Origin of the sequence: Xanthomonas albilineans (assembly GCF_002939705.1) — a bacterium.
Lineage (GTDB): Bacteria > Pseudomonadota > Gammaproteobacteria > Xanthomonadales > Xanthomonadaceae > Xanthomonas_A > Xanthomonas_A albilineans.
In genome coordinates this window covers 52,101-77,037 of the sequence record NZ_MDCB01000009.1, presented here as the reverse complement: position 1 = coordinate 77,037, position 24,937 = coordinate 52,101, and the positions used below count along the sequence as shown (strand labels likewise).

Below are 24,937 nucleotides of genomic sequence, written 5' to 3'. Positions count from 1 at the left end.
GTTTGTGTCGTCGTAGCAGCCTCGGACAGAAAACTGCGGGGTCCGGTGTTTCACAGTGAGATAAAAGAAAACCCGGCGGGAGGCCGGGTCGTTCCTTTGTACTTGTTCCACGTGGAACACTAAAGGGCCCTGGAAGTCAGAGACGCAGTGGCATGACCACGTGGCGTGATCGGGCACTGCTGGCCTCACGGACCAATGCAGAGGAATTGGCATCGCGCAGTTGGATCACCACGAACTCCTCCCGCAACGCGGACAGGGCATCCAGCAAATAGTTCACATTGAAGCCAATCGCCAGATCGCTGACTTTGGTATCGGCTTCAACTTCTTCCTGTGCCTCTTCCTGCTCAGGGTTATGTGCGCTGATTTTCAACTGTCCTGGGGACACTTCCACGCGCACACCGCGATATTTCTCATTGGATAGGATTGCCGCGCGTTGCAGTGCTGCACGCAGGATTTCCCGATCCAATTTGACCTCGCGGTCAGCCCCAATGGGGATCACCGTTTCGTAATCGGGGAAACGACCATCGATCAACTTCGAGGTGAAGGTGACATCGTTACGCTTGACCCGCACATGACTCCGGCCAACTTCCAGCTCCACTTCGCGATCACCGCCTTCCAACAGCCGTTGCAACTCCGTCACGCCTTTCCGCGGCACGATGATCTGGCGCTTGGCGCCGCCAGCATTTTCCAGTTCTGTCTCGCACAACGCCAACCGATGACCGTCGGTGGCAACGCAGCGTAATGTCTTGTCGTGCAGATCGAACAATAGGCCGTTGAGGTAATAACGGACATCCTGTTGCGCCATCGCGAACGCGGTCCGCTCGATCAACTCCTTCAGTGCAGCTTCCTGCACCACCACGCGCTCGGTGGTTTCCACTTCATCCACTGATGGGAAATCATTGGCGGGGAGGGTCGCCAAGGTAAAGCGGCTGCGTCCGGTTTGCACCGTGATCTTGTCGCCCGAAAGAGAGACAGTCACTTTGCTGCCGTCTGGCAGAGCACGGACGATTTCGAAAAGTTTGCGCGCAGGAATCGTGGTTTCACCATCCTGGGCATCATCGACCCCGATGCGCGAAACCATTTCCACTTCCAGGTCGGTACCCGTCAACGAAAGTTGACCGCCGTGGACCTGGACCAGGAAATTGGCCAGCACCGGCAAGGTCTGACGACGTTCGACCACATTGACGACTTGCGCCAATGGCTTCAGGAAGGCTTCGCGCTGCAATGTGAAACGCATTTGGTTCCGTGCCCCTATGCTTTAAAAGATGTGGAATAAATCAAAAGCGTGGTGGTGATGGTAGAGCGAAATTCGGTGTAAATGTAACTCAAACCATTGAAATTAAATGATATTTTCTGCTTTCAATCCCATGTATTACTCCCCCGGAACAGGTGGGGAAACCTGTGGATCGTTTTGCCGCCGCCGCTGCGTCGTGCTTTATCCACAGTTTCTCCCGGATTTGTCGCGAAGTCATGCACTGATTTATCACCTTGCCCGTACCGCTATTCGCTGAGCTTGCGGATCAGCTTGTCCCAGTCCTCGCGTAGCTTGCCGTCGGTCTCCATCAGGTGTTTGATCTGCCGGCAGGCATGCAACACGGTGGTGTGGTCGCGTCCGGCGAAGGCGTCGCCGATTTCCGGCAAGCTGTGTTCGGTCAATTCCTTGGTCAGCGCCATCGCCATCTGCCGCGGGCGTGCCAATGAGCGCGTGCGCCGTTTCGACAGCAGATCCTTGATTTGCAGGCCATAGTAGTCGGCGACGGTCTTCTGGATGTTGGGAATGCCGATCGCCTGCTGCTGCGCGCGTAACAGGTCGCGTAAGGTTTCCTGGGCGAATTCAGTGGTGATCGCACGGCCGGTGAAGTTGGCGCGGGCGGCCAGCGTGTTGAGCGCACCTTCCAGGTCCCGCACATTGGAGCGCATTTTCTTGGCGATCAGGAACGCCACCTCGTCCGGGATCTCGGCGCCGCGTTCGCGCGCCTTGGCCAGCACGATTGCCGCGCGCGTCTCGAAGTCGGGTGGGTCGATCGCCACCGACAGGCCCCAGGCCAAGCGCGATTTCAGTCGGGGCTCTAGGCCCTCGACCTCGCGCGGATAGCGGTCGCAGGTCAGGATGATCTGCTGACGGCCGTCGAACAGCGCATTGAAGGTGTGGAAGAACTCTTCCTGGGTGCGGTCCTTGCCGGCGAAGAATTGGATATCGTCGATCAGCAGCGCGTCCACCTGCTGGAACTGGCGCTTGAACTGGTCCATGGTCTTCTCTTGCAGGGCGCGGATCATGGCACTGAAGAACTGCTCAGAGCGTAGGTACATCACCCGTGCGTTCGGATTCTGTTCGCGCATTGCATTGCCGGCAGCGAACATCAGGTGGGTCTTGCCTAGACCTGTGCTGCCGTAAAGCAGCAGCGGGTTGTGCGCACGATCGCCGGGTTTCTGCGCGGCTTGCACCGCTGCGGCCAGGCCGAGTTGGTTGCTGCGGCCCTCGACGAAGTTGGCGAAGGTGTAGTGCGAATCGAGGTTGCCAGCGAAAGGTTCCAACAACTGTGGGCTAGGCGTGCGCGCGGTCGTGCTATCGCTCGCGGCGGCCATGGGTTCCGGCGCGCGTGGGCGCGAACCGACCTGTAACAGCACATCTTCGCTGCCAGCAAAGTAATTCAGCAATTCGCGGATTCGCGACAGGTAGCGCGCATGCACCTGTTCCACGATGAAGGCATTCGGCGCATAGAGCACCATGCTGTTGTCATGGCGCTGCTCGGCTTGCAGCGGTTTCAACCAAGTGTGAACGTCCTCGGCTGGAAATTCGGCTTCCAGACGTTCCAGGCAACGGGGCCAAGCATCCATCAGATCTAAATTCGTCGAAAAGACCGACCATAAGGCTGCGCACGGGCGCTGCACATTCGGCCAGTCGGGGAGGAAAGCGGTGGCTCAGACTACCATTCGTGCGCAGGAGCGGGAATGGTTTTCCTGCATCTATTCACAGATTCATCCACACCCTGCGCCGTTCACTCGTGGATCCGGCGATGGGAGAGTTGACCGCGGTATAGGTGTGCCTATAGAATTTCCGGTTCTTTCCCGCCCTATTCAAATCAGAGCGCCCCGATGGCCACCAAGCGCACATTCCAGCCCAGCAACCTCAAGCGCAAGCGCGACCATGGCTTCCGTGCCCGTATGGCGACCGCCGATGGCCGCAAGATCCTGGCCCGTCGTCGCGCCAAGGGCCGCAAGCGCCTGAGCGCTTGATTGCTTCGCCGCCCCAGGCGGCGCCTGCAATCCGCACGGTGAATTCTCTCGACCCGCGTAGGCGATTCCCTCGCGCTGCGCGGGTTCGCACGTCTGCGGAATACCGCGTCGTGTTCGATACCGCGCGCCGCTGCTCCGAGCCGTTGATGAGCTTGCACTGGCGCAGCGTCGCACATCCGCCGCGGCTTGGTCTGGCTGTCTCGCGCAAAGTCGACAAGCGTGCTGTCGTGCGTAACCGGATCAAACGCGTGTTGCGCGAAGCCACGCGGCAACTGCTGCCATGGCTGGCGCCAGGCGATTACGTCGTGGTGGCGCGCAGTGCCGCCGCGCAGGCCAGCGGCCAACAACTGTGTCAAGCCTATCTGCGTCTGTTGCGTCGCGCTGGTGCATTGCCGACCCCGACGGCGGACGGCACAATGCCGCCGCCTGATCGTCCTTCGTCCCCCACTTCCACGTCAGAAACCACTGACGGCTGAGCCGAGTTTGCCTGTCCGATGAACCAGACCCGTCTTTTCTTGATCTTCGCCTGGCTGATGGTCGCGGCCCTGTTGTGGATGGAGTGGAGCAAAGAACACTCGCCTGCCGCCAGCGCGACCAGCAGTGCCGCGACCACTGCGCTGCCGTCAGCGTCTGCTACCAGCGCTGGCACTGCCGGTATGCCGCCGATACCGCGCGCTAACGTCCCCGGTGCCGGCTCTGGCGCAGGCACTACTGCCGAGACGGCAGCGCCAGCGGCTGGCGCAACACGGGTCACGGTCACTACCGACGTACTGCGCCTGAGCATGGATGGTTCCAGCGTGCTCGATGCGGACCTGCTGATGTATCCGCAAACCCAGCAGCCGAGTAGTCCTCCGGTGCAGTTGCTGACCGAGGATGCACTGCACCCGTACAACGCCATCAGTGGTTGGATCGGCGAACGCAATTCGCCATCGCCTAGCCTTGGCGGCTTCCGTCCCGAACAGCCGGGCAAGGAGTATGTGCTGGCCAAGGGTCAGGACAGCCTGGAAGTGCCGTTCGTGTGGAATGGACCATCCGGGATCAGCATCCGTCGAGTCTATACCTTGCAGCGTGGTCACTACGCCGTGCAGGTGCGCGACGAGATCGTTAACCATGGCAGCAAACCGTGGCAGGGCTATGTGTTCCGCAAGTTGAGCCGGGTACCCACCATCGTCAGCCGTGGCATGACCAATCCGGATTCCTTCAGCTTCAATGGCGCGACCTGGTTCAGCCCGCAGGATGGCTACCAGCGCCGGGCGTTCAAGGACTACCTGGCAGACGGTCCGCTCAACCAGACGATCTCCGGTGGCTGGATCGCGGTGTTGCAGCATCACTTCTTCACCAGTTGGATTCCGCAAGCCGATCAGCAATCGGTGTACCTGCTTTCCAACGAAGGCCCGCTGCATGTGATCGAGGCGCGCGGCCCCGCTTTCGTCGTGGCGCCTGGTGCGCACGCCAGCACCGAGGCACGGTTGTGGGTGGGTCCGAAGCTGGTCAACCAGATCGCCAAAGAGCAGGTGAAGGGGCTGGACCGTGTGGTCGATTACAGCCGCTTCTCGCTGATGGCGCTGCTGGGACAGGGCCTGTTCTGGATCCTCAGCCATCTCCACGCCCTGCTCGGCAACTGGGGTTGGTCGATCGTCGGTTTGGTGCTGCTGCTAAAGCTGCTGCTGTACCCGCTGTCCTCGGCTCAATACAAGTCTTCTGCAAAGTTACGCAAGTTCCAGCCGCGCATGCAGCAGCTCAAGGAGCGCTACGGTGACGACAAGCAGAAACTCCAGACCGCTATGATGGAGTTGTACAAGAAAGAGAAGATCAACCCGATGGGCGGTTGTCTGCCTGTGTTGATCCAGATGCCGATCTTCTTCGCGCTGTACTGGGTGTTGGTGGAGTCGGTGGAATTGCGTCAGGCACCCTGGTTTGCTTGGATCCAGGATCTGACCGCGCGCGATCCGTATTTCATCCTGCCAGTGATCAACGCAGCGGTGATGCTGTTGACGCAGAAGCTGACTCCCACACCGGGCATGGACCCGGCGCAGGCCAAGATGATGCAATTCATGCCATTGGTGTTTGGTGTGATGATGGCATTCGTACCTTCGGGTTTGGTCTTGTACTGGGTCACCAACGGTTCGCTAGGCTTGCTGCAGCAGTGGTGGATGAACAAGCGTCATGGCGAAGCCGCGGCGAGCGTTAGCGTCAAGCCTCCCGCCAAAGCCAAGAAGTAAGTTCGCAACGCCCAACGTCAGGCGGGCAGTGGGCATGTCTGCAATTGCAGTTGGTTTTTGTGTCGGTGGCCGATATGTGCATCCAGCGGCAGGCCCCGCGCCTTTCGCCGCACGGAGACAAAAAATTTGCCATGTCGAGCTCTGCCAACGACACCATCGCTGCGATTGCTACTGCACCGGGAGCAGGCGGTGTCGGGATGGTGCGCGTGTCCGGGCCGGCCGCTGGCCGCATTGCCGACGGACTCGGGCTTGGCGCGCTACTGCCGCGTAGCGCGCGTTATGCGCACTTTCGCGATGCGCAGGGCGACACACTCGACGATGGCATCGCGCTGTGGTTCCCGGCACCACGCAGTTTCACCGGCGAGGACGTGCTGGAATTACAGGCGCACGGCAGCCCGGTGTTGCTGCGGCAGCTGGTTGCGCGTTGTTGCGAACTTGGCGCGCGCCCGGCTCGTCCGGGTGAGTTCAGCGAACGCGCCTTCCTCAATCGCAAGCTGGACCTGGCCCAGGCCGAGGCCATCGCCGACCTGATCGCCGCCGGCGACCTGCGTGCGGCCCGCGCGGCGCGCAGATCGTTGGACGGTGTGTTTTCGCGTCGGGTCGAAGACCTGGCCGAGCAGGTGATCCGTCTGCGCCTGCATATCGAAGCAGCGATCGACTTCGCCGACGAAGCACTGGAGACTCTCGGTGGCGCGCAGGTTCGCACCGATCTGCAGCAAGTACGTGTGGACCTGGCGCAACTGCACTTGGAGGCAGAACGTGGCCGCCGCTTGCGCGACGGCCTGCACGCGGTGCTGGTGGGGCCGCCGAATGCCGGCAAGAGTTCCTTGCTCAACGCCTTGGCTGGCAGCGCCCGCGCCATCGTCACCGATATCGCCGGCACGACTCGCGACACCTTGCATGAGACCGTGCGCGTGGACGGGCTGGAATTGACCCTGGTGGACACCGCGGGCCTGCGCGACGGCGGCGATGCGATCGAACGCGAAGGCATGCGTCGCGCTCGACTGGAACTGCAACGCGCCGATCTGGCCCTGGTCGTACTCGATGCGCGAGATGTGGCAGTTGGCCGTGCGGCGGTTGCCGAAGCCATTGCCGATGTCCCGCAACGCTTATGGATCCACAACAAGTGCGATCTGCTGACCAAGGCGCCTGAGGCGTGCGCGGACACTGTCTACATCTCTGCCGTGACGGGCAGCGGACTGGAACAATTGCACCGGCACCTGCGCGCCATCGCCGGCGCCACAGTGGGCGAGGGGAGCGAGGGCGAATTTTCCGCGCGTGCGCGCCACGTTGAGGCATTACAGCGGGCCAGCCTGCACGTCGCGACGGCGATGGCCGAACTGGAGCATGAACGCCTGGAGCTGGCCGCCGAGGAATTACGCCTGACGCATAATGCACTTGGCGAAATCGTCGGTACCTTCAGCGCCGACGATCTGCTCGGTCGAATTTTCTCCAGTTTCTGCATCGGGAAGTGAGATGGGGTCCAGGGGCTGTCAAGATTAGATATCGATTAGCGACAAATTTTGAATTTTGCCGAAGTTTGGACAAAGGTCTATGTCGTCCATGTCAATGTGAATCTTCACGGGTAACATCATGACAGGAAAGAATGGAGAAATAACGTGGCGTTGAATCTTTCGAAAGTAGTAGTGAACTATTTACAGGCGCGGCCCGAAGAAAAATTCACTGCCAGGCAGATCGCCGAGTGGGTGTTCGCTACCTTCCCTGTGGAGTGCCAGGAAAAACGCGCTAATAGTCGAGGCGACTACATCAAGTCGGATGCGAATTTGGTGCAGCAGCTTGTTGCCGAAATCAGCTCGCAACGACCGCGCATGCAAATGAAGCATCCAGCGTTGAAAACTACCGAAGGACGACCGCGTAAGTATTACTACTCGGAGAAATCAGACAGTGCCGAAGTGGCCGCTGCCGAGAGTGAGGGGGCTTTGGTAGCAGGAGATGCGGGTACTTCGAGGCTGGATGAACACGCACTGTACCCACTGCTTTCACATTATATCTTGGAAGAGTTCGGTGTCTTTTCCAAACGCATCGACGAGAAGCGCTCATCGAACAAGCGAGGGCCGAATGGAAATCGATGGCTGTACCCGGACGTGGTCGGCATGGAAGACTTAGGTGTGGAATGGCACCAGGAGGTGCGGGACTGCGTCAAGCAGTATTCCGACAAGCGCACCAAACTTTGGTCGTTTGAGGTCAAGCTGCTGATCAACCGCTCGAATGTGCGTGAGTGCTTTTTCCAAGCGGTATCGAATTCGTCGTGGGGTAACTTCGGCTACTTGGTCGCGGCGGAAATCAGTGGGCAGGACACGCTGAAAGAGTTACGTATGCTATTCGCGCCGCATGGTATTGGTTTCATCCAGTTGGATGTAGACAACCCGGCTGACAGCCAAGTGCTGATTCCCGCGCGTGAACGCGATGAAATTGATTGGGACATGGCTAACCGGTTGGCCACGGAGAATCGAGATTTTCTGGACTATATCAAGTTGGTCAAGCAGTTTTACCAGACTGGAGAGGTACGTTCGAAGGACTGGGATGTGCCCGAAGAAAAGGACTCAAGCCAGTAATGAGATGAGCACATGACCAACTTACAATATCTGGGCCTCGCCTATCGCAATTCAGTGTCCGAGCTTCGCCAATTGCGCTTGATTAACCCCTAGCCATTGTTCGAATGCTTGCGGTGCCTGCCCGGTGAGCGTCTGGTAATCGCCCGTGACGGTGGCAACGCGGCCAGCGGCGGTATTGCTGTCGAACGAAGCGTAGATGCGCGCGACCGCCTTGGGCATGCCGGCGCTTACCATGCCTTGCACCAACCCTTCGACGGGTACCGGTACCACCTGGATCGGCACGCCCAGCGTGTCGCTGACCAGCGCGGCGATCTCGGCGGTGGTGTAGGCGCGGGCGCCGCTCAAAGTCAGCGTGCGCTTGTCGGTGTTGCGGCTGGCCAGGGCCACCGCCGCCGCACGGGTTAGATCGTCGCGGGCGATGTGCGCGATGCCGCCATCGCCGGCTGCGCTGTACCATTGGCCCGATGCCAGCACCGATGGCAGGCTCATCAACAGGTTCTCGAAGTACCAATGGTTGCGCAACACGGTCCAGCCGGGTAGGGCGCTGGCGGTGAGCGCGTCTTCGGTCCCGGCGTGGTCGGGGGCGAGCAGGAGCGGGGAGTTGTGCGGTTCCGGGCAGGAGGTGTAGATCAGATGCTCCACGCCACCACGTTCGGCGGCGGCGATCGCGGCGAGGTGCTGTTGCAGACGCTGGCCGGGGCGGTCCAGCGCATCGGTGCTGATCAACAGCACCCGGCTGACATTGCGAAACGCGGCGTCCAGTGAGGCGGGTGTGTCGAAATCAGCCTGGTGCACCGCGACGCCGCGCGACGCCCACGCGGCCAGGCGCTCTGGCCGGCGCGTCGTCGCCACCACGCGCGATGGCGCGATGTGCAGTGTATCGAGCAGGTGCGCCAGCACGCGCTGGCCGAACTGGCCACCAGCGCCGGTGACGAGCAGAGAATCGGACGATACGGACATGACGGGTCTCCCGTGCAATGGTCTGGAAAAGGAACTTGATCTATCGTAGAGACCAGTGCGGTGTTGTAAAGACGGCACTTTTTTCGCCCCTGATTACCTTGAGGTGAGCACCATGGACATTGCTGCGATGCAGGCCGATGGCACGCTGGAGCCGCCGCTGAGCCAGCAACTGGACGACTATCGTGGCCAGGGTATGGCCATCGGCCAGTGTCCGGTACGCGACGTGCTCGCGCAGATCGGCGACAAATGGAGCACCTTGTTCGTGATGCTGCTGGCCGAGCGTCCGCATCGTTTCGGCGAACTGCGTCGTGCGGTGCCCGACATCTCCCAGCGCATGTTGACCCAGACCCTGCGTGACTTGCAGCGCGAAGGTCTGGTCGCGCGCGAGGTCTTGCCGACCGTCGTACCGGGGGTGCGATACCAACTGACACCGCTCGGTCAGTCGTTGAACGAAGTGCTGCTGCCGCTGGTGCACTGGGCCAAGACGTACCATGCGGACGTGCGCGCCGCGCGTGCGGCGTTCGACAACGCGGCTGTCGCGCGTGCTGCTAGCATGTCGCGCACTTGAACCGATGTGCGCAAAGTGTCGAAAGGAGCGGTAGTACCGGCGGCGCGTAAGAATGACCTGCGCAGCCTGTTCAATCGTCTTTCGCGATGCTCGCGCAGTAACTGATGCCATCGTGGCGCACCCGTATTGGCGTGCCGAACACCGCCGATAACGGCTCGTCGGCAAGCACGGCATCGGGTGTGCCGTCGGCATACACCTGGCCTTGGCGGAGTAGGATTACCCGCTCGATTTCCGGCACGATCTCTTCGATGTGATGGGTCACCAGCACCAGCGTGATGCCCTGAGCGGCGAGTGCGCGCATTGTCGTCAGTAGGGCTTGGCGCGCGACCAGATCCAGTCCGGTACTGGGCTCGTCCAGTAGCAAGGCTTGTGGCCGATTGACCAGAGCACGCGCGATCAGCACGCGGCGGGTCTCGCCCGCCGACAGTTCCGCGTATGGTCGTTGCAGCAAGGGCAGCGCCTGTGCGGCCTGCAGCGCTTCGCGCGCGCGTTCCCGCATCGCGGCGGTCACCTCCCGGTGCGACGGCACTACGTGGCTGGCGAAGAACCCCGACAACACCGCACTCTCCACGTCCAGGCCGGGCATTGCGAGCAGGTGGCCGCTCAGGTCGCCGGTGACGATCCCCAATTGGTTGCGCAGCCGGTCCACCTGCCAGCGGCTCTGCCCCAGCACCCGCACAGCCGGCTCCTCGCCGATACGCGCCAACGGATAGAGTTCGCGGGTGATGAGTTTGATGAGAGTCGATTTGCCGCAGCCGTTCGGGCCAAGCAGGGCGGTGTGCTGGCCGAGCGCGATGCGCAGGCTCAACGCATGCAGCACGCGGACCTGGCCGCGCACGACGCTGGCGCGGTCCAGCTCGATCAACGGTGCGTCCACTGGTACTGAGGTTGCTTCGGAAGGAGAGGCAGACATGGAATTGGGACCGTTGGATGATCGGAAACGCTCCGCACACACATACCATACGCGAGGGCTGGATCAATATGTGGTTTCAGCCTCATGCTGTCGCTTATTCCTGTATCAGGCTGTCCCGCGTTCCGGAGTTTTGGTGATGTCCAATACAAATTTTGATGTCATTGGTCGCGGCTTGCTCGGCGAAGGCCGTCGCGTGCGGCGTTCTTCGTCCGTGGTTTTACTGGGGCTGCTGGTCGCATTCGGTGGCAACGCCGCCGCCCAGGTCAGCGACACCGTCAGCTACCTGCAACGCATGGACCGCGACGGCGACGGCCGGGTCAGCCTGGACGAATATCTAGACTGGATGAGCTACGCCTTCGATGCTCGCGATCTTGACCACGATGGCGTACTCAGTCCCGCCGAATTGCCCGGTGGCCATGGGCCACCGATCACCCGTGCGCAACACTTGGCGACGCTGACGACCCGCTTCCACAAGCAGGACAGCAACGGCGACGGCTACCTCAGCACCAGGGAACTGGTGGCGCCGCCGCAGTGAGGGCGGTCGATTCAACGTTGGCCGTCGCTGTGTCGTAATGTCCGATGCAGCGCGACGATCGTGGCATGCGCGTGGAAAGATGTGCATGCCACGCGATCTGATCGAGCCTTCGAAAAAACCTCAGTCGAACAATGCCTGGATCGCTGCCAGGCCCGCATTGGCGCGCTCTTTTTTGCGTGCGGCATCTGCCACGGGGTCTGCACCATCGCGTTGCATCTCCTCGGCCGGAATCTCGTCGAAGAAGCGGCTGGGCTTGAGCCGGATATGCTCGCCGAATTTGCGGGTCAGCATGCTGTAGCTCATCCACAGTTGCTCCTTGGCGCGGGTGATGCCGACGTACAGCAGGCGGCGTTCCTCCTGCAAATTGCCTTCTTCCAGGCTGACCTCGTGCGGCAGCACGCCGTCTTCGCAGCCGACGATGAACACGTAGCGGAACTCCAGGCCCTTGGAGGCATGCATGGTCATCATCCGCACCTGATTGCCGCCGTCGTCCTTGTCGTTGCGCGATAGCAATGCCAACTGTGCGGCCAGGTCGCCGACGCTGGCGCCGCGCGGGCCGCTTTCGAACCACTTGGCGAGTTCCTCCAGATTGCCACGGCGACGCTGGAAGCTGGCCTCGTCCTTGCACTGGTTGCGTAGTTCGCGGATCAAGCCGGATTGCTCAGCGAGCTGGCGTACCACGTCGGCCGAGGACACGGTGGCCGAAGCCGCGCGCAGCTCGTGCAAAATGTCGACGAAATCGCTCAGTCCGTTGGCCGCACGTGGCGGCAGCTGCTGCAACGCGCCGACCGACGCGGCGGCACGCGACATCGGTAGGTGCTTTGCTGCCGCCAGTTCTGCCAATTTGGCCAGCGAAGTCGCGCCGACCTCGCGCTTGGGCGCCTGCACTGCACGCAGGAACGCCGCATCGTCATCGGGATTGACCAACAGCCGCAACCACGCCAGCACATCTTTGACTTCCTGCCGTTCCAAAAACGCGGTGCCGCCGGTGATGTGATACGGCACGGCGGCCATCTGCAACGCCTTCTCCAGCGGCCGCGACTGGAAGTTGCCGCGGAACAGGATGCAGAAATCGCTCCAAGGCACTTGCTTGGCGGTGCCCAGATAAGCGATTTCGGCGGCGACCTTCTCCGCCTCGTGGTCGCTGTCGCGACACTCCCAGACACGGATACGCTCGCCGTCGGCTTGGTCGCTCCATAAGGTTTTCAGATGTTCGTGCGGGTTGTGGGCGATCAGCGCATTTGCCGCGCGTAGCACGCGGTTGGAACAGCGGTAGTTCTGTTCCAGCTTGATGATCTGCAGCGTCGGGTAATCGCGGCCCATCTGCATCAAATTTTCCGGATTGGCGCCGCGCCAGGCGTAAATACTCTGGTCATCGTCGCCCACGCAGGTGAAGTTGCCACGCGGACCGGCCAACATCTTCAGCAACCGGTATTGCGCATCGTTGGTGTCCTGACTCTCGTCCACCAGCAGATAGCCGATGCGCTCGCGCCAGGCCATCACGATGTCTTCGTTGCCTTCCAGCACCTGCACCGGCAGCCGGATCAAATCGTCGAAGTCCACCGCGTTGAACGTACTCAGCCGTGCCTGATAGCGCGCGTACAGGCCGGCCGCGTCCTGCTCGCGGTTGCTGCGCGCCGCGGCCATCGCCTGTTCCGGCGATAGCCCGGCGTTTTTGGCACGCGAGATCAGGTTCTTGGCGTCGTCGACGGCATCGGGCTTGGCGCCGGGCATCAAGTCCTTGATCTGCGCGGCGGCATCGTCGGCATCGAAGATCGAGAAACCGCGTTTCAAGCCCACCGCGGCATGTTCGATCTGGAGGAACTTCAACCCCAACGCATGAAAGGTACAGATGGTCAGGCCATCGGCCGCTTCGTTGCGGATGCGCTTGGCCACGCGTTCGCGCATCTCCTTGGCCGATTTGTTGGTGAAGGTGATCGCGGCGATGCGCTTGGCCGGGTAGCGTCCGCTGGCGATCAGGTGCGCGATCTTTTCCACGATCACGCGGGTCTTGCCGCTGCCGGCGCCAGCCAGCACCAACAGCGGACCTTCGTCATGCAGGACCGCGGCGCGTTGGGGGGGGTTGAGACCGTGCATAGAAATTTCCCTTGAGCGCGTATTGTAACGGGCACCGGCTGCGTCACCGCATGCGTCGCCGCGCCTTGGCTGAACCGGTTTTCGGCCCTAGCCGGTGCATGAAATGCGCCGCGTCCGCGCTAGAATCCAACGCATGGCGAAACTGTATTTCTACTATTCGGCGATGAATGCCGGAAAGACCACGACGCTGCTGCAGTCGGCGCACAACTACCGCGAGCGCGGTATGCGCACGGTTATTCTCACCCCAAGGCTGGACCATCGCGCCGGCAGTGGCGTGGTTGCCTCGCGCATCGGCCTGCGCGCCGATGGCAAAGGCTTCGCGGCCGAGACCGACCTGCTGGCCTTGATCGAAACCGACATCGCCAGCCATGGCACGCTGCATTGCGTACTGGTGGACGAAGCCCAGTTCCTCAACCGCGCCCAGGTCTGGCAACTCAGCGAGGTAGTGGACCGGCTGCGAATCCCCGTGCTGTGTTATGGCCTGCGGACGGATTTCCGTGGCGAACTGTTCGAAGGCAGCCAGTCCTTGCTGGCCTGGGCGGACGAGCTGCAGGAAATCAAGACCATCTGCCACAGCGGTAGCAAGGCAACCATGACCGTGCGGGTGGACGAGAACGGCCGCGCGGTACAGGATGGTCCGCAGGTTGAAATCGGCGGCAACGAACGCTACGTGTCGGTGAGCCGTGCCGAGTTCAAAAAGATCATGCGCGGCGAAGGCCGCATTGATCCGCTGCAGATCGCCCCATCGCGATCCTCCTGATCGCAGGCGGTCATCTGTGACAAAGGTATAGAAATGCATCCTGCCTATTGCAGCGCAGGGGTGACATCTGTGTAGAATCTTCCCCATCACACTCATGGAATAGAGAAATGCAACGATTCAAAGGAATGGTTCGTAGCGGCGTGACCTTGGTCTGCACACTTCTGCTCGCTCTGCCCGGCCAAGTCGCTGCGGTCACGGCTGAACGCACATTCGACGATATCCCGGCACAGATACTGACCGATGGCTTCCTTGAGGCGCATCTGGATCTGTTCTATCGCCGCGCAGGTATCCGTGCCGACAAGAAAGGCGACTATGCGCAGGCCAAGAAACAGTATCAGTTGGCCGCCCGCTATGCCGACAAGCCGTCGCAGGCGCGGTTGGGTGAGATGTATTGGCAAGGCCAGGGCGTGGCGCCCGATCATGCGATGGGATTCCTGTGGATGGCGCTGGCCTCCGAACGCGGTTACGAGGCTTTCAGCAGGCGCAAAATGGAATACTGGAACCAGCTCACACCGGAAGAGCGCAAGCGCGCGATCGCCCTCGACAAGCAGATGATCGCCGAATATGGCGACCAGATGGCCAAGCCGCGCCAGGAGGCTGTCATGCGCCGCGAAGCAATGAGCAGCACTGGCAGTCTGCTTGGCTATTCCGGCGCCGGCGCCTTGTCGATCAATCGCCCAGGCGGCGGCAGCATTGATCCGGAAGTGTTCTACGCCAAACAGTTCTGGGAGCCGTCGGCCTACTGGAAACTACAGGATCGAGTTTGGGATGGGCGTACGCCAGGTCGGGTGGATATTGGCGATGTCGAAGACATCGGCCAGAAAAGCGCGGCGCCACCGCCACCGACCAAATCCTGAAGCGGCTGCTATCGCCATTGGCCGCGTGTTTGCGCGCGTGGCACCGGGGCCTCCCACGTTGCTTCGCCCTCCTGCTGCGGTAGGAGGGCGACTTCAGCCGCGACTACCAGCGCGGGACCGGAAAGGAGGATCCGCACGCTGTTTTGCGTGATGCCTTGGCTCGCGCCAGATCAATACAGTTTGCGCTCGGCAGCCGGTGGCGGTGTCCATTGATACAACCAGGTTTCGGTCAGCGAACGGTCGCCACTGCGCAGGAACAAGCGAATATCGATCTGTTCGGTGCCGTCATCCGGCGGCACGACATCGAACATCGCGCGATAACCGGCGATCTCATGCAGTGGTCTGGCCGACACGATTTCGCTGCGACCACGGCTGAGCTGCAACACGGCCTCGACCTTGGCGTCCTTCTCTTTGCTGAGCCTGGCCAGTTCGCCACCGGCGAAATCCACGGCAAAACGCCAGGAAAAATACTTGCGCTTCTGCCCCGTGATCCCACCCAGGCCGGTACGGCTGGCGACGCAGTGCGCCAGCGACGAGGATGCCGGCGGTTGTGCCCCCCAGTACAGACGGTAGCCGAACAGCAGTTCCTGGCCTGGCTGAGGTTTGTCCTGCGGATTCCAGAACGCGACGATGTTATCGAAGGTCTCATCGACCGTCGGGATTTCCACCAGTTGCACGGAGCCCTTGCCCCAGCCGTGCTTCGGTTCCACCCACAGGCATGGACGTTTCTCGTAAAAAACCCCATCGTCCTGGTAGTGATCGAAATTGCGGTCGCGCTGAAGCAGGCCGAAGCCGCGCGGGTTCTCGTCCACGAACATGTTGAAGCGCAGGTGCGGTGGATTGCACAACGGCCGCCAGATCCACTCGCCCGCACCGGTCCACATTGCCAGACCGTCGGTGTCGTGGATCTCCGGTCGCCAATCCCAGTCCATGCGACGATCGTTCTCGCCGGTCTGGTACATGCTGGTGCAAGGCCCCACACCCATCCGTTCGATGCGCTTGCGCGGATACAACGCGGTGTCGATGTCCATCAACAACACATCGCCGTTGGTGATCGCGAAACGATAAGCACCGGCCACGCTGGGCGAATCCAGCAGCGCGTACACCACCACCGTATTCGAATCGGCCTTGGGTTGTTCCAGCCAATAAGCGATGAAGTCGGGAAATTCCTCCGGCGCGCCGGTCCCGGTATCGATCGCCAGACCACGTGCGGACTGACCGTACTGGCCTTCCTTGCCCACTGCGCGGAAATAACTGGCGCCGAGGAACGCGGCGAAATCGCGCTCGGTGTCCTGCTTGGTGTTGAGGCGGAAACCGGCGAAACCCAGGTCCTTCGGCAACGGCTTGCCTTTCAGGCCACTGCTACCGTAATCGAACGCCGCGCTATCGTAGGCCAGTTGCTGCGCCTGTCCATCGACCAGGTCGAACATCTGCACCGGGGTCTTGAAGTACAGGCCCAGATGGAAAAACTTCACCTGGAATTTTGGACCTTGTTCGGCTGCCCACAGCGCGTGATCCTGGCGGTAGCGAATCGATTGGTACTGGTCCCAGCTCAACCCCGCCATTGGCGCTGGTAGCACCCGCTGATGGCTCTGGTATGGCGCTTTGGCCATGGCTTGGGCATGGCCCTTGAGCCAGGCGTAGTCGAACGGTTGCGGCTTGCCCAGACGGCGCAGGCCGACCGCATCAGCGGCCTGACCCAGCATCGGCATCGCGGGCAAGCCCATGGCGGCGAAGGCGGCGGCGGCGTTTTTGAGAAAATTGCGTCGTTGCATGAGCCTGATCGAGAAGCCAAGGAAGGATGCCCATCATACGATCATCGTCTCCGCGGCATGTCATCGCCCCGTAACCGGGAAATGCAGATGCGGCGCATCTGCCACCGCAGGCTGCGCACGCGCAGCAAGCTTGGCTTGGGGATCGGCACTGCCAGTGCTGCTTCGCCAGCTTGGTGTGTGACCGTGACCGTCAGTACCAACGTCAGCGCTGGCAATGCCCGCACCAGACGCTGGCGCGCTGGCCGATGCTGGCATGTCGCAGAAGACGTCCGCAGCGCTTGCAGGCTTCGCCTTCGCGGCCGTAGACCGACAACTCCTGTTCGAAATAACCGGGCGCGCCATCGGGACTGATGAAATCGCGTAGCGTCGTCCCGCCGCGCTGGATCGCATAACCGAGAATCGCCTTGGCCGCCTCGGCCAAACGCGCGTAGCGTGCGCGCGATACCTCCCCGGCGGCGCGCAGCGGACTGATCCCCGCTTGAAACAAGCTTTCGGCGGCATAGATATTGCCGACGCCGACCACGATGCGTTGATCCATCAAGAACGTCTTGACCGGCGCCTTGCGGCCGCGACTGAGCTGGAAGAGATAATCGCCATCGAACGCATCCGACAGCGGTTCCGGCCCCAGTTCGGCGAGCAGTGGATGCAACGTACCAGGTGCTTGCCACAGCAAACAGCCGAACCGACGCGGATCGTTGAAGCGCAGCACACGGCCATCCTCCAGGCTGATATCCACATGATCGTGCGTGCGCGGTGGCGTATCGCCGGGCAGCACGCGCAGGCTCCCGGACATGCCCAGGTGCAAGAGTGCGCTGCCTGCTGCGGTTTCCAGCAACAAATATTTGGCGCGGCGGTGGATACCGGCGATGCGTTGCCCCGGCAACTGCTGCGTGACCTCCAGCGGAATCGGCCAACGCAGGTTCGGTCGCCGCAGAATCACGCCGTGGATGCGACGCCCGGCCAGATGCGGTTCCAGGCCGCGTCGAGTGGTTTCGACTTCGGGAAGTTCAGGCATGAGCGTGCATGTTGGCAGAGAGTCGTTGAAGAAACCTCAGCGCGGGACTGTAGCATCGCAGTCGTGGCGACAGTAGCCGCACGATCATAAGATGTATTATCGATTTCCTATGGGTTGCATATTGCGATCGTAATCCCGGATAGTCGGCTACAGTTGAAGCCAACGCTTGTCAAGGTCTTGGACTCAACTTCCAAGTACAACACCCCTCAATCACGTAAGGGATTGGCATGGAAAGGCAATACATCCGTTTGAGCTGCGAAGAACACGCGTTGCTGCAGATCGAGCTCAGCCACGGTGCCAGCTCCGCTCCATCGCGCGTCGAATCGGACGAAGTGCGTCTGCGTTGTCGCGTGAAGTGATACGTCAAAACGCGTCTGTGTAGGCTGCCAATCTCGCGGCCAAGCACTATCGGCAGCGTCGTAAAGCCTGCGTTCGTAAGCGCAGAATTGTTGAGGCCAGTGCGCTATACGCCTTGGCAACGCGTGAGCAGTGAGAATACCAACGCACTGCTGCACCAGTTCATGCCCAAGGGGCCGGACCTTTCCAAGGCAAGCCAGGAATATCTCAACAATGTCGCAGACCTGATGAACGCTCGATCACGTCGTACGCTCGGCTGGAAGACGCCAAATCAATCAGGCGTTGGAAAAAGAGAGCGCTCAATTCAACGTAGGTGTTGCGCTTGCAAGTTGAGAATGCCCTTACTGCGCATGCACACATTTGAACTTGCCATTTTCTATGGCACGGAGATGTCTAGGATCTGTCTGAAAATCGGGAGCTGAGGGAGATGGGGCGGGCAGCGACCATGCGGATGGAAGCTGCGAAGTGATTTGCACGAAAAACACGAAATCTTTGAGGAGTCCGAGTCTCTGTAAGACCGACACCCGCCAACACGATACTTTGGTATAGCGCAGGCATGCCGATGTTCATGCGTAGATGCCTCACGCGTGCTGGCGCACCGCGGGCGTGCATGCCAGACTTTCCATCTCGCAACGCGGCGTGACGCGGGCCGTCAGCGACAGGTCGCAAGCCCGCATTCACCGGCACGGCGTCACTTGACACAGTCGCTGTCGCGGCCACTTTCTTTCATCTCACTGGAGATCGCCATGGATCCCGACCCGTATCGACGCGGCGCCATCGCCGCACTCCGCGCCCATTCTTTTCGCCTGGTAATAGCCTTGCGCTGACCCGGAAGACGCCCGTCGCCGTAGTGGTGGCGGTGTCCTTGCCGGCGATGCGCCGCAAGGAGGTCGTCATGTTCTTGTTCTTTTTCCGTCGTTTCCGCCTGCAACGCCGATTGCAGCGCGCCCTGCGTGCCGCAGTCGCCATGCACCGCGCTGAAGCGCTGCGCTATCTGCTGGCCGCACATGGCGCGCGCGCCTTCGCCAAGGCCGTGTCCGCACAGTCCCCGCGGGTGCTGGCCGATGCATTGTCGCTGCTGCCGGTCGATGACCGCATCCGCGTCCGTGCGCGACTGTCGCACGCGGCGCAACGGCGCTTGCATGCGGCCGGTATGCCCGCTTCGACATTGAACAGGAGCCACGCGGTGCTGGCTTGGTGGCTCGATGCATCGTTACTGCGTCGCGACTGAATCTCGCACCGAAAATAGCTCGCTCCCATCTCCCCTTCCCACGCCAGACTGCCATGTGGCGCTGGCTCTTGCCATGGTGAGTGCCGTTTCAATGCATCGCTCTCGTGTTTTGTTCCTCATCGTGTGCACGGTCCCGCTGCTCGCGGCCTGCCACGCACATCCGCAGGCTGTTGAAAATGCGTCTGCCGTGCTGCGTCGTGGTACGCAACTGCGCGTTCCACCACAATCGCCGTTGCGCGGCGCGCTACCCATCGGCACCGTGGTGCGGCGCCCGATCACGCTGACCATCGAGACGCCCGGGGTGGTGGAAGCGCTGCCGGAACGGCTAGTGAAACTGGTGGCGCCGGTCAGTGGACGTATCGTCAGCCTGGCGCATGGACTCGGCGATCCGGTGAAGGCCGGCGAGACGTTGTTCGTGATCGACTCGGTCGATCTGGCCAACGCCTATGCCGACGATGGCAAGGCGCAGTCGGCGTTGCGTCAAGCGCAGCGCGAGGCGCAGCGGCAACAAGCCCTGCTGAGTGGCGATGTCGCCACCAAGAAGGACGCCGAGGCGGCGCAACTGGATCTGGCTCAGGCGCAGGATCAGGCGCGCGCCGCACGCGAACGCCTGGCCCAGCTTGGTGCCGATCCGATGGCCGCCTCGCACCGACGCTATGCGATGCGTTCGCCGATCGATGGTCGTATCAGCGACATCGCCGCGTCGCTGGGTGGATACTGGAACGACACCACCGCCACGGCGATGACGGTCGCCGACATCTCCAAGGTCTGGGTGAATGCCCAGGTCGCCGAGCGCGATATCGGGCAGGTGTTCGTCGGCCAGCATGCGCAGATCCATGTCGATGCCTACCCGGATGCGTCATTCGAGGGCACTGTCCAGCACATCGCCGATCTGCTCGATACCGACACACGCACATTGACCGTGCGTATCGCCATCGACAACCGCGACGGTCGCCTCAAGCCAGGCATGTTTGCGCGCGTCGGGTTGGCGGCGCGGTCGCGGTCGGCGCTGCTGGTGCCGACGACCGCCTTGCTCCAGAGTGGGTTGAGCACGCGGGTGTACGTGGAGATGGCCCCGTTCGTCTACGTCTCGCGTGTGGTGGCCACCGGCGCAACGCTGGGCAGCGACACCGAGATCACCGCCGGCTTGGCCCCGGGCGAGCGCGTGGTGGTCGGCAATGGAGCGCTGCTCGATGATTGAGTCCATCGTCAGCGTCTGTTTTCGGCGTCGCGGCATCGTCTGGTTGGTGTTTCTGGCGGTCGCACTGTATGGGGCGTGGAGCTGGACGCAATTGTCTTTGGAAGCGTATCCGGACATCGCCGACGTCACTTCGCAAGTGGTCACGCAAGTTCCGGGACTGGCGGCCGAGGAGGTGGAGCAGCAGATCACCGTGCCGCTGGAGCGCGCGTTGTTGGGCACGCCCGGCATGGAGGTGCTGCGCTCGCGCAGCGTGTTCGGCCTGTCGCTGATCACGGTGGTGTTCGCCGATGGCACCGATGGTTACTTCGCCCGGCAACGCCTGCAGGAACGGCTCAACGAAGTGACCCTGCCTTATAACGCCGCGCCTGGCTTGGACGCCTACACCTCGCCGACCGGCGAGATCTACCGCTACACGCTGGAGTCGAAGACGCGCAGCCTGCGCGAGCTATCCGAATTGCAGACCTGGACGGTGATCCCGCGATTGAAAAAAGTGCCTGGCGTGGTCGATGTGAGCAACTTCGGCGGCCTCACCACGCAATTCATGCTGGAGCTGGATCCGCAACGGCTCACCCAATACGGTTTGAGCCTGCAGCAGGTCAAGGATGCGATCAACGCCAACAACGCCAACGGCGGTGGCAGCGTGATCGATCGCGGCGAGCAAAGCTATGTGGTGCGCGGCGTCGGCCTGCTGCATTCGCTCGAGGACATGGGCGCGGTAGCGGTGACGACGCACAACGGCGTGCCGGTGCTGGTGCGGCAACTGGGCACGTTGCGCTACGGCAACGTCGAGCGCCGCGGCATCCTGGGCAAGGACGGCAATCCCGACACCATCGAAGGCATCGTGTTGTTGCTCAAGGACACCAATCCTTCCGCGGTCCTGCATGGCGTGCATGCGGCGGTCGCTGAACTCAATGGTGGGTTGTTGCCGAAGGACGTGAAAGTGGTCGCCTACCTGGACCGCACCGCCCTGATCGATGCCACGCTGCACACGGTCGGCTCGACCCTGTTCGAAGGCATGCTGTTGGTCAGTCTGGTGCTGTTGCTGTTTCTCGGCAGTCCGCGCGCGGCCGCCATCGTGGCCTTGACCGTGCCGTTGGCCTTGCTGATCGCCTTCGTGTTCATGCATCACCTGAAAATTCCGGCCAACCTGCTGTCGCTGGGCGCGATCGATTTCGGCATCCTGGTCGATGGCGCGGTGGTGTTGGTGGAGAATATCCTGCGCCAACGCGAGGCCGATCCGTCGCGGCCATTGCGGCCGCAGGACGCCATCGCGGCGACCCTGCAGGTGGCGCGGCCGATTTTCTTCGGCATGGGGGTCATCATCTGTGCCTACCTGCCCCTGTTCGCGCTGCAACGCATCGAATACAAGCTGTTTTCGCCGATGGCCTATGCAGTCGGCGCGGCGTTGATCGGTGCATTGGTCGTGGCGCTGACGTTGATCCCGGCGCTGGCTTGGCTCGCTTTCCGCCGTCCGCGTCCGGTGGTGCACAACCGCGTGTTGCAGGCGCTGACCGCTGCTTATGGACGTTTGCTGGCGCGCAGCGTCGGCGGCAGGCGCTGGCTGCTGTTCAGTTGCGCGGGTGCGCTGTTGGCGTTGGGCCTGCTGGGCGGCAGCATTGGCCGTGATTTCCTGCCGTATCTGGACGAAGGTTCGCTGTGGCTGCAGGTGCAGATGCCGCCAGGGATCACCCTGGACAAAGCCGCGGCGATGGCCAATGCCTTGCGGCGTGCCACGCTGGCGTTTCCGGAAGTCAGCTACATCGTGACCCAGACCGGCCGCAACGATGACGGCACCGACTACTGGACGCCGTCGCATATCGAGGCCAGCGTCGGCCTGCGCCCGTATGCGCAGTGGCGGCCCGGGCTGGACAAGCAGGGGCTGATCGCCGCGCTCGCCGCGCGTTACGCGCGCATGCCCGGTTACAGCATTGGCTTCATGCAGCCGATGATCGACGGCGTCCAGGACAAACTGTCCGGCGCGCACGGCGACTTGACGGTGAAGGTGTTCGGCGACGACGTGAGCCAGGCGCGGCAGATCGCCGACCGGATCGCGGCCACCCTGCGCACGGTGCCGGGCGCGGCGGATGTGACAGTGGATGTGGAGCCGCCGCTGCCGAACCTGAAGATCGAAATCGATCGTGCTGCCGCCGCGCGCTACGGCATCAATGCCGCCGACATCGCTGATCTGATCGCCACCGGCATCGGCGGCAGCCCGATCGGCCAACTCTATGTCGGCGAACGCAGCTACGCGATGACCGTGCGCTTTGCGCCTGGGACGCGCGACACCTTGCAGACGATCGGCGCGTTGATGCTGACCACGCCCAGCGGCGCCAAGCTGCCGCTGTCGGCGGTGGCGCACCTGCGCACGGTGTCGGGCGAGAGCGTGATCGTGCGCGAAATGGCCCGCCGCAACATCGTGGTGCGGTTGAACGTGCGCGGTCGCGATCTGTCCGGATTTTTGCACGAAGCGCGCGGCGCGATCGCACAGCAGGTGCGGTTCGACCACCAGCGCTTCCAAGTGGTGTGGGGCGGCCAGTTCGAAAATCTGGAACGCGCCCAGGCACGCCTGCTGGTGATCGCACCGATGACCCTGGGCATCATGTTCCTGCTGTTGTTCGCCAGCTTCGGCAACTTGCGCCAGCCGCTGCTGGTGCTGGCCGCAGTACCGTTGGCGATGCTCGGTGGGCTGGCCGCGTTGCACCTGCGCGGGATGACCTTGAACGTGTCCAGCGCGGTCGGTTTCATCGCCTTGTTCGGCGTGGCCGTGCTCAATGCGGTGCTGCTGCTGGCGCAGATCAACCGTCTGCGCAACGAGGAAGGCAAGCCGCTGCGCGAGGCGGTGATCGAAGGCGCGCGCAGCCGCATGCGGCCCGTGCTGACCACCGCCACCGTGGCCGCGCTGGGGCTGACCCCGGCGATGCTGGCCACCGGCCTGGGCAGCGACGTGCAGCGTCCCTTGGCGACGGTGGTGGTCGGCGGACTGGTCACCGCCACCGTGCTGACCCTGCTGTTGCTGCCGTCGCTGTATCACCTGATCGAAACCATGGCCGCCGCCCGCGCACAGCGCGCCGCGGCGAGCGCAGGAGATGTCGCATGAGCACCCGCCGCATCGCATCCGCTTTGCTATCGCTGGCCCTGCTCGGCGGTTGTCGGGTGGGTCCGGATTTCGTGCGTCCGCCGGTTCCGGCCGTGGACCGCTACACCGCCGCGCCGCTGCCACCGCAGACTGCTGGTGCGGCGGACCCGGCCGGCGCGGCGCAACACCTGTTGCCAGGGGAAGCGGTGCCGGCGCGTTGGTGGAGCGCGTTCGCCTCGCCGGCGCTGGATATGCTGGTGGACGCGGCACTGCAGGCCAATCCGGATCTGCAGGCGGCCGACGCCGCGTTGCGCGCGGCGAACGAAACTGCGGCAGCGCAGCTTGGCAGTCTGGCGCCGGCGGTCGATCTGCAAGTCAGCCCGCAACGGCAGCGGCAGGCGGGTGGCAGTCCGTACACGCTGCATACCGCGCAGGTGAACGTGAGTTACGTGCTGGACGTGTTCGGCGGCAATCGGCGGCAACACGAGGTACTGGCGGCGCAGGCCGAGGTGCAGCGTTTCCAGCGCCAGGCCGCGTACATGAGCTTGACCAGCAATGTCGTCGCCAGTGCGATCCAGGAGGCCGGGTTGCGCGCGCAGATCGATGCGGCGCAGGCGCAAATCGCGCTGGCGCAGCGTCTGCGCACACTGCTTGAGCGTCAGTACGCCGCCGGCCAGGCCAGCGGTGTCGATCTGGCCGCGCAGGACGCGGCGCTGGCCCAAGCCCATGCCGTCCTGCCGCCGCTGCAGCAGCAATTGGCGCAGCAGCGTGCCCGGCTCGCGGTTCTGGCAGGACGACCACCCAGTGAGGACATCGCGCAACGCTTCGCGCTGGGATCATTGCGCTTGCCGACCGTGCTGCCGTTGAGCCTACCGGCACAGGTGCTGGCGCGCCGCGCCGACGTCGCGGCGGCGCAAGCGCAATTGCATGCGGCCTGCGCGCAGATCGGTGTCGCCACAGCGGCGCGCTTACCCAGTCTGTCGCTGAGCGGCAACATCGGCAGTTCCGCCGCCCAGGTGCGACAGCTGTTCGAGCGCACCAGCGCGCAGTGGCTGCTCGGCGGCGAGTTGATCGCGCCGCTGTTCCATGGCGGTAGCCTGCGCCACCAGCAGCGCGCCGCCGTGGCCGCCTACGATCAGGCGCAGGCCCAGTACCGCAGCGTGGTGCTGGCGGCGTTGCAGGACACCGCCAATACGTTGCAGGCGTTGCTCAGCGATGCGCAGACGTTGCAGGCCGCGGTCGCCGCGCGCACCGCCGCCGCGCGCAGCCTGGCGTTGGCGCAGCGTCAGCACGCGCTGGGTGCCGGCAGCGGCTTGCAGTTGTTGCAAGCCGAACAGGTCGAGCAACAAGCGGTGATCGCGCTGGTGCAGGCGCAAACGCAGCGCTATGCCGATACCGTGGCCCTGTTCCAGGCCCTGGGCGGCGCGCCGCCTGCGGCCGACGACCCGGCGCCGCAGACCGCCGTGCGCTGAACTGCGCGCGCTCGCGCCGCCTCAGCTGCCAGATGCCACACTAACCCGGCATCATAGGCATCCCGGAACCGCCCATTTCTTATCC

Annotated in this window: 20 protein-coding genes and 1 pseudogene; 14 read left to right on the top strand and 7 right to left on the bottom strand. The window is 62.6% G+C overall.

Features of this window, described 5'->3' with window-relative positions:
• Positions 1-136 precede the first annotated feature (136 nt).
• Together dnaN and dnaA are read right to left on the bottom strand one after the other, a co-directional pair.
• On the bottom strand, positions 137-1,237 hold the full coding sequence (dnaN, locus tag XalbCFBP2523_RS09695; protein ID WP_045765009.1) for a DNA polymerase III subunit beta: 1,101 nt from the start codon (positions 1,235-1,237) through the stop codon (positions 137-139).
• A 263-nt stretch (positions 1,238-1,500) separates the two neighbouring features.
• Positions 1,501-2,838, bottom strand: coding sequence for a chromosomal replication initiator protein DnaA (dnaA, locus tag XalbCFBP2523_RS09690; protein ID WP_012914566.1), 1,338 nt, complete (start codon positions 2,836-2,838; stop codon positions 1,501-1,503).
• Positions 2,839-3,096: 258 nt separating this feature from the next.
• Here dnaA and rpmH point away from each other — a divergent pair, with 258 nt between their 5' ends.
• The 5 genes from rpmH (at position 3,097) to XalbCFBP2523_RS09665 (ending at position 8,035) form a co-directional block, all read left to right on the top strand.
• Positions 3,097-3,237 carry a 50S ribosomal protein L34 gene (gene rpmH, locus XalbCFBP2523_RS09685; RefSeq protein WP_003469983.1) on the top strand — a complete coding sequence of 47 codons (141 nt, stop codon included), beginning with the start codon at positions 3,097-3,099 and terminating at the stop codon, positions 3,235-3,237.
• Positions 3,238-3,275: 38 nt separating this feature from the next.
• A complete protein-coding gene (rnpA, locus tag XalbCFBP2523_RS09680; RefSeq protein ID WP_080928169.1) occupies positions 3,276-3,713 on the top strand; it encodes a ribonuclease P protein component in 438 nt (145 codons plus the stop codon).
• Positions 3,714-3,731: 18 nt separating this feature from the next.
• Positions 3,732-5,459, top strand: coding sequence for a membrane protein insertase YidC (gene yidC / locus XalbCFBP2523_RS09675; RefSeq protein ID WP_045766572.1), 1,728 nt, complete (start codon positions 3,732-3,734; stop codon positions 5,457-5,459).
• Positions 5,460-5,590: 131 nt separating this feature from the next.
• Entirely contained in the window at positions 5,591-6,934 is a 1,344-nt protein-coding gene (mnmE, locus tag XalbCFBP2523_RS09670) for a tRNA uridine-5-carboxymethylaminomethyl(34) synthesis GTPase MnmE (protein ID WP_045766905.1), read from the top strand.
• A gap of 144 nt (positions 6,935-7,078) precedes the next feature.
• A complete protein-coding gene (locus XalbCFBP2523_RS09665) occupies positions 7,079-8,035 on the top strand; it encodes a COG2958 family protein (protein ID WP_045764854.1) in 957 nt (318 codons plus the stop codon).
• Between the two features lie 51 nt (positions 8,036-8,086).
• Here the strand turns inward: XalbCFBP2523_RS09665 and XalbCFBP2523_RS09660 are convergent, their stop codons facing one another.
• The gene (locus XalbCFBP2523_RS09660; protein ID WP_045766571.1) at positions 8,087-8,995 is read right to left on the bottom strand and encodes an SDR family oxidoreductase; all 909 of its coding nucleotides are present in this window, start codon (positions 8,993-8,995) and stop codon (positions 8,087-8,089) included.
• Positions 8,996-9,188: 193 nt separating this feature from the next.
• Between XalbCFBP2523_RS09660 and XalbCFBP2523_RS09655 the strand changes: the two genes are divergently transcribed.
• Positions 9,189-9,563, top strand: a complete 375-nt coding sequence (locus tag XalbCFBP2523_RS09655; protein WP_407071015.1) for a winged helix-turn-helix transcriptional regulator — start codon at positions 9,189-9,191, stop codon at positions 9,561-9,563.
• Positions 9,564-9,633: 70 nt separating this feature from the next.
• Here XalbCFBP2523_RS09655 and XalbCFBP2523_RS09650 read toward each other — a convergent pair whose 3' ends face one another.
• A complete protein-coding gene (locus XalbCFBP2523_RS09650; protein ID WP_045766570.1) occupies positions 9,634-10,476 on the bottom strand; it encodes an ABC transporter ATP-binding protein in 843 nt (280 codons plus the stop codon).
• A gap of 136 nt (positions 10,477-10,612) precedes the next feature.
• Here XalbCFBP2523_RS09650 and XalbCFBP2523_RS09645 point away from each other — a divergent pair, with 136 nt between their 5' ends.
• Entirely contained in the window at positions 10,613-11,011 is a 399-nt protein-coding gene (locus XalbCFBP2523_RS09645; RefSeq protein WP_045766569.1) for an EF-hand domain-containing protein, read from the top strand.
• 120 nt (positions 11,012-11,131) lie between these two features.
• Here the strand turns inward: XalbCFBP2523_RS09645 and XalbCFBP2523_RS09640 are convergent, their stop codons facing one another.
• A complete protein-coding gene (locus XalbCFBP2523_RS09640; RefSeq protein ID WP_045766568.1) occupies positions 11,132-13,108 on the bottom strand; it encodes a UvrD-helicase domain-containing protein in 1,977 nt (658 codons plus the stop codon).
• Between the two features lie 133 nt (positions 13,109-13,241).
• On the opposite strand from XalbCFBP2523_RS09640, the gene XalbCFBP2523_RS09635 reads away from it, so the two are divergent.
• Both XalbCFBP2523_RS09635 and XalbCFBP2523_RS09630 read left to right on the top strand, forming a co-directional pair.
• Positions 13,242-13,868: a thymidine kinase gene (locus XalbCFBP2523_RS09635; RefSeq protein WP_045766567.1), complete on the top strand. Its 627-nt coding sequence runs from the start codon at positions 13,242-13,244 to the stop codon at positions 13,866-13,868.
• Positions 13,869-13,975: 107 nt separating this feature from the next.
• Positions 13,976-14,725 carry a Sel1 repeat protein gene (locus XalbCFBP2523_RS09630; protein ID WP_045766566.1) on the top strand — a complete coding sequence of 250 codons (750 nt, stop codon included), beginning with the start codon at positions 13,976-13,978 and terminating at the stop codon, positions 14,723-14,725.
• Positions 14,726-14,895: 170 nt separating this feature from the next.
• Here the strand turns inward: XalbCFBP2523_RS09630 and XalbCFBP2523_RS09625 are convergent, their stop codons facing one another.
• On the bottom strand, positions 14,896-16,500 hold the full coding sequence (locus tag XalbCFBP2523_RS09625; protein ID WP_012917633.1) for an OpgD/OpgG family glucan biosynthesis protein: 1,605 nt from the start codon (positions 16,498-16,500) through the stop codon (positions 14,896-14,898).
• 202 nt (positions 16,501-16,702) lie between these two features.
• Positions 16,703-17,515 (bottom strand): bifunctional DNA-formamidopyrimidine glycosylase/DNA-(apurinic or apyrimidinic site) lyase, encoded by an 813-nt coding sequence (gene mutM / locus XalbCFBP2523_RS09620; RefSeq protein ID WP_045766565.1) that lies wholly within the window; start codon positions 17,513-17,515, stop codon positions 16,703-16,705.
• A 464-nt stretch (positions 17,516-17,979) separates the two neighbouring features.
• On the opposite strand from mutM, the pseudogene XalbCFBP2523_RS17140 reads away from it, so the two are divergent.
• The 5 genes and pseudogenes from XalbCFBP2523_RS17140 to XalbCFBP2523_RS09595 form a co-directional block, all read left to right on the top strand.
• A pseudogene (locus XalbCFBP2523_RS17140) lies at positions 17,980-18,205 on the top strand (IS30 family transposase); the annotation flags it as partial.
• Between the two features lie 562 nt (positions 18,206-18,767).
• Positions 18,768-19,103: a hypothetical protein gene (locus XalbCFBP2523_RS09610; RefSeq protein ID WP_012917630.1), complete on the top strand. Its 336-nt coding sequence runs from the start codon at positions 18,768-18,770 to the stop codon at positions 19,101-19,103.
• 91 nt (positions 19,104-19,194) lie between these two features.
• Positions 19,195-20,304 (top strand): efflux RND transporter periplasmic adaptor subunit, encoded by a 1,110-nt coding sequence (locus XalbCFBP2523_RS09605; RefSeq protein WP_045766564.1) that lies wholly within the window; start codon positions 19,195-19,197, stop codon positions 20,302-20,304.
• The gene (locus tag XalbCFBP2523_RS09600) at positions 20,297-23,401 is read left to right on the top strand and encodes an efflux RND transporter permease subunit (protein WP_045766903.1); all 3,105 of its coding nucleotides are present in this window, start codon (positions 20,297-20,299) and stop codon (positions 23,399-23,401) included. Before XalbCFBP2523_RS09605 ends, XalbCFBP2523_RS09600 begins: the two co-directional genes overlap by 8 nt.
• Positions 23,398-24,852, top strand: a complete 1,455-nt coding sequence (locus tag XalbCFBP2523_RS09595; protein WP_045761179.1) for an efflux transporter outer membrane subunit — start codon at positions 23,398-23,400, stop codon at positions 24,850-24,852. The genes XalbCFBP2523_RS09600 and XalbCFBP2523_RS09595 overlap by 4 nt, the downstream gene beginning before the upstream one ends.
• Positions 24,853-24,937: the final 85 nt, after the last annotated feature.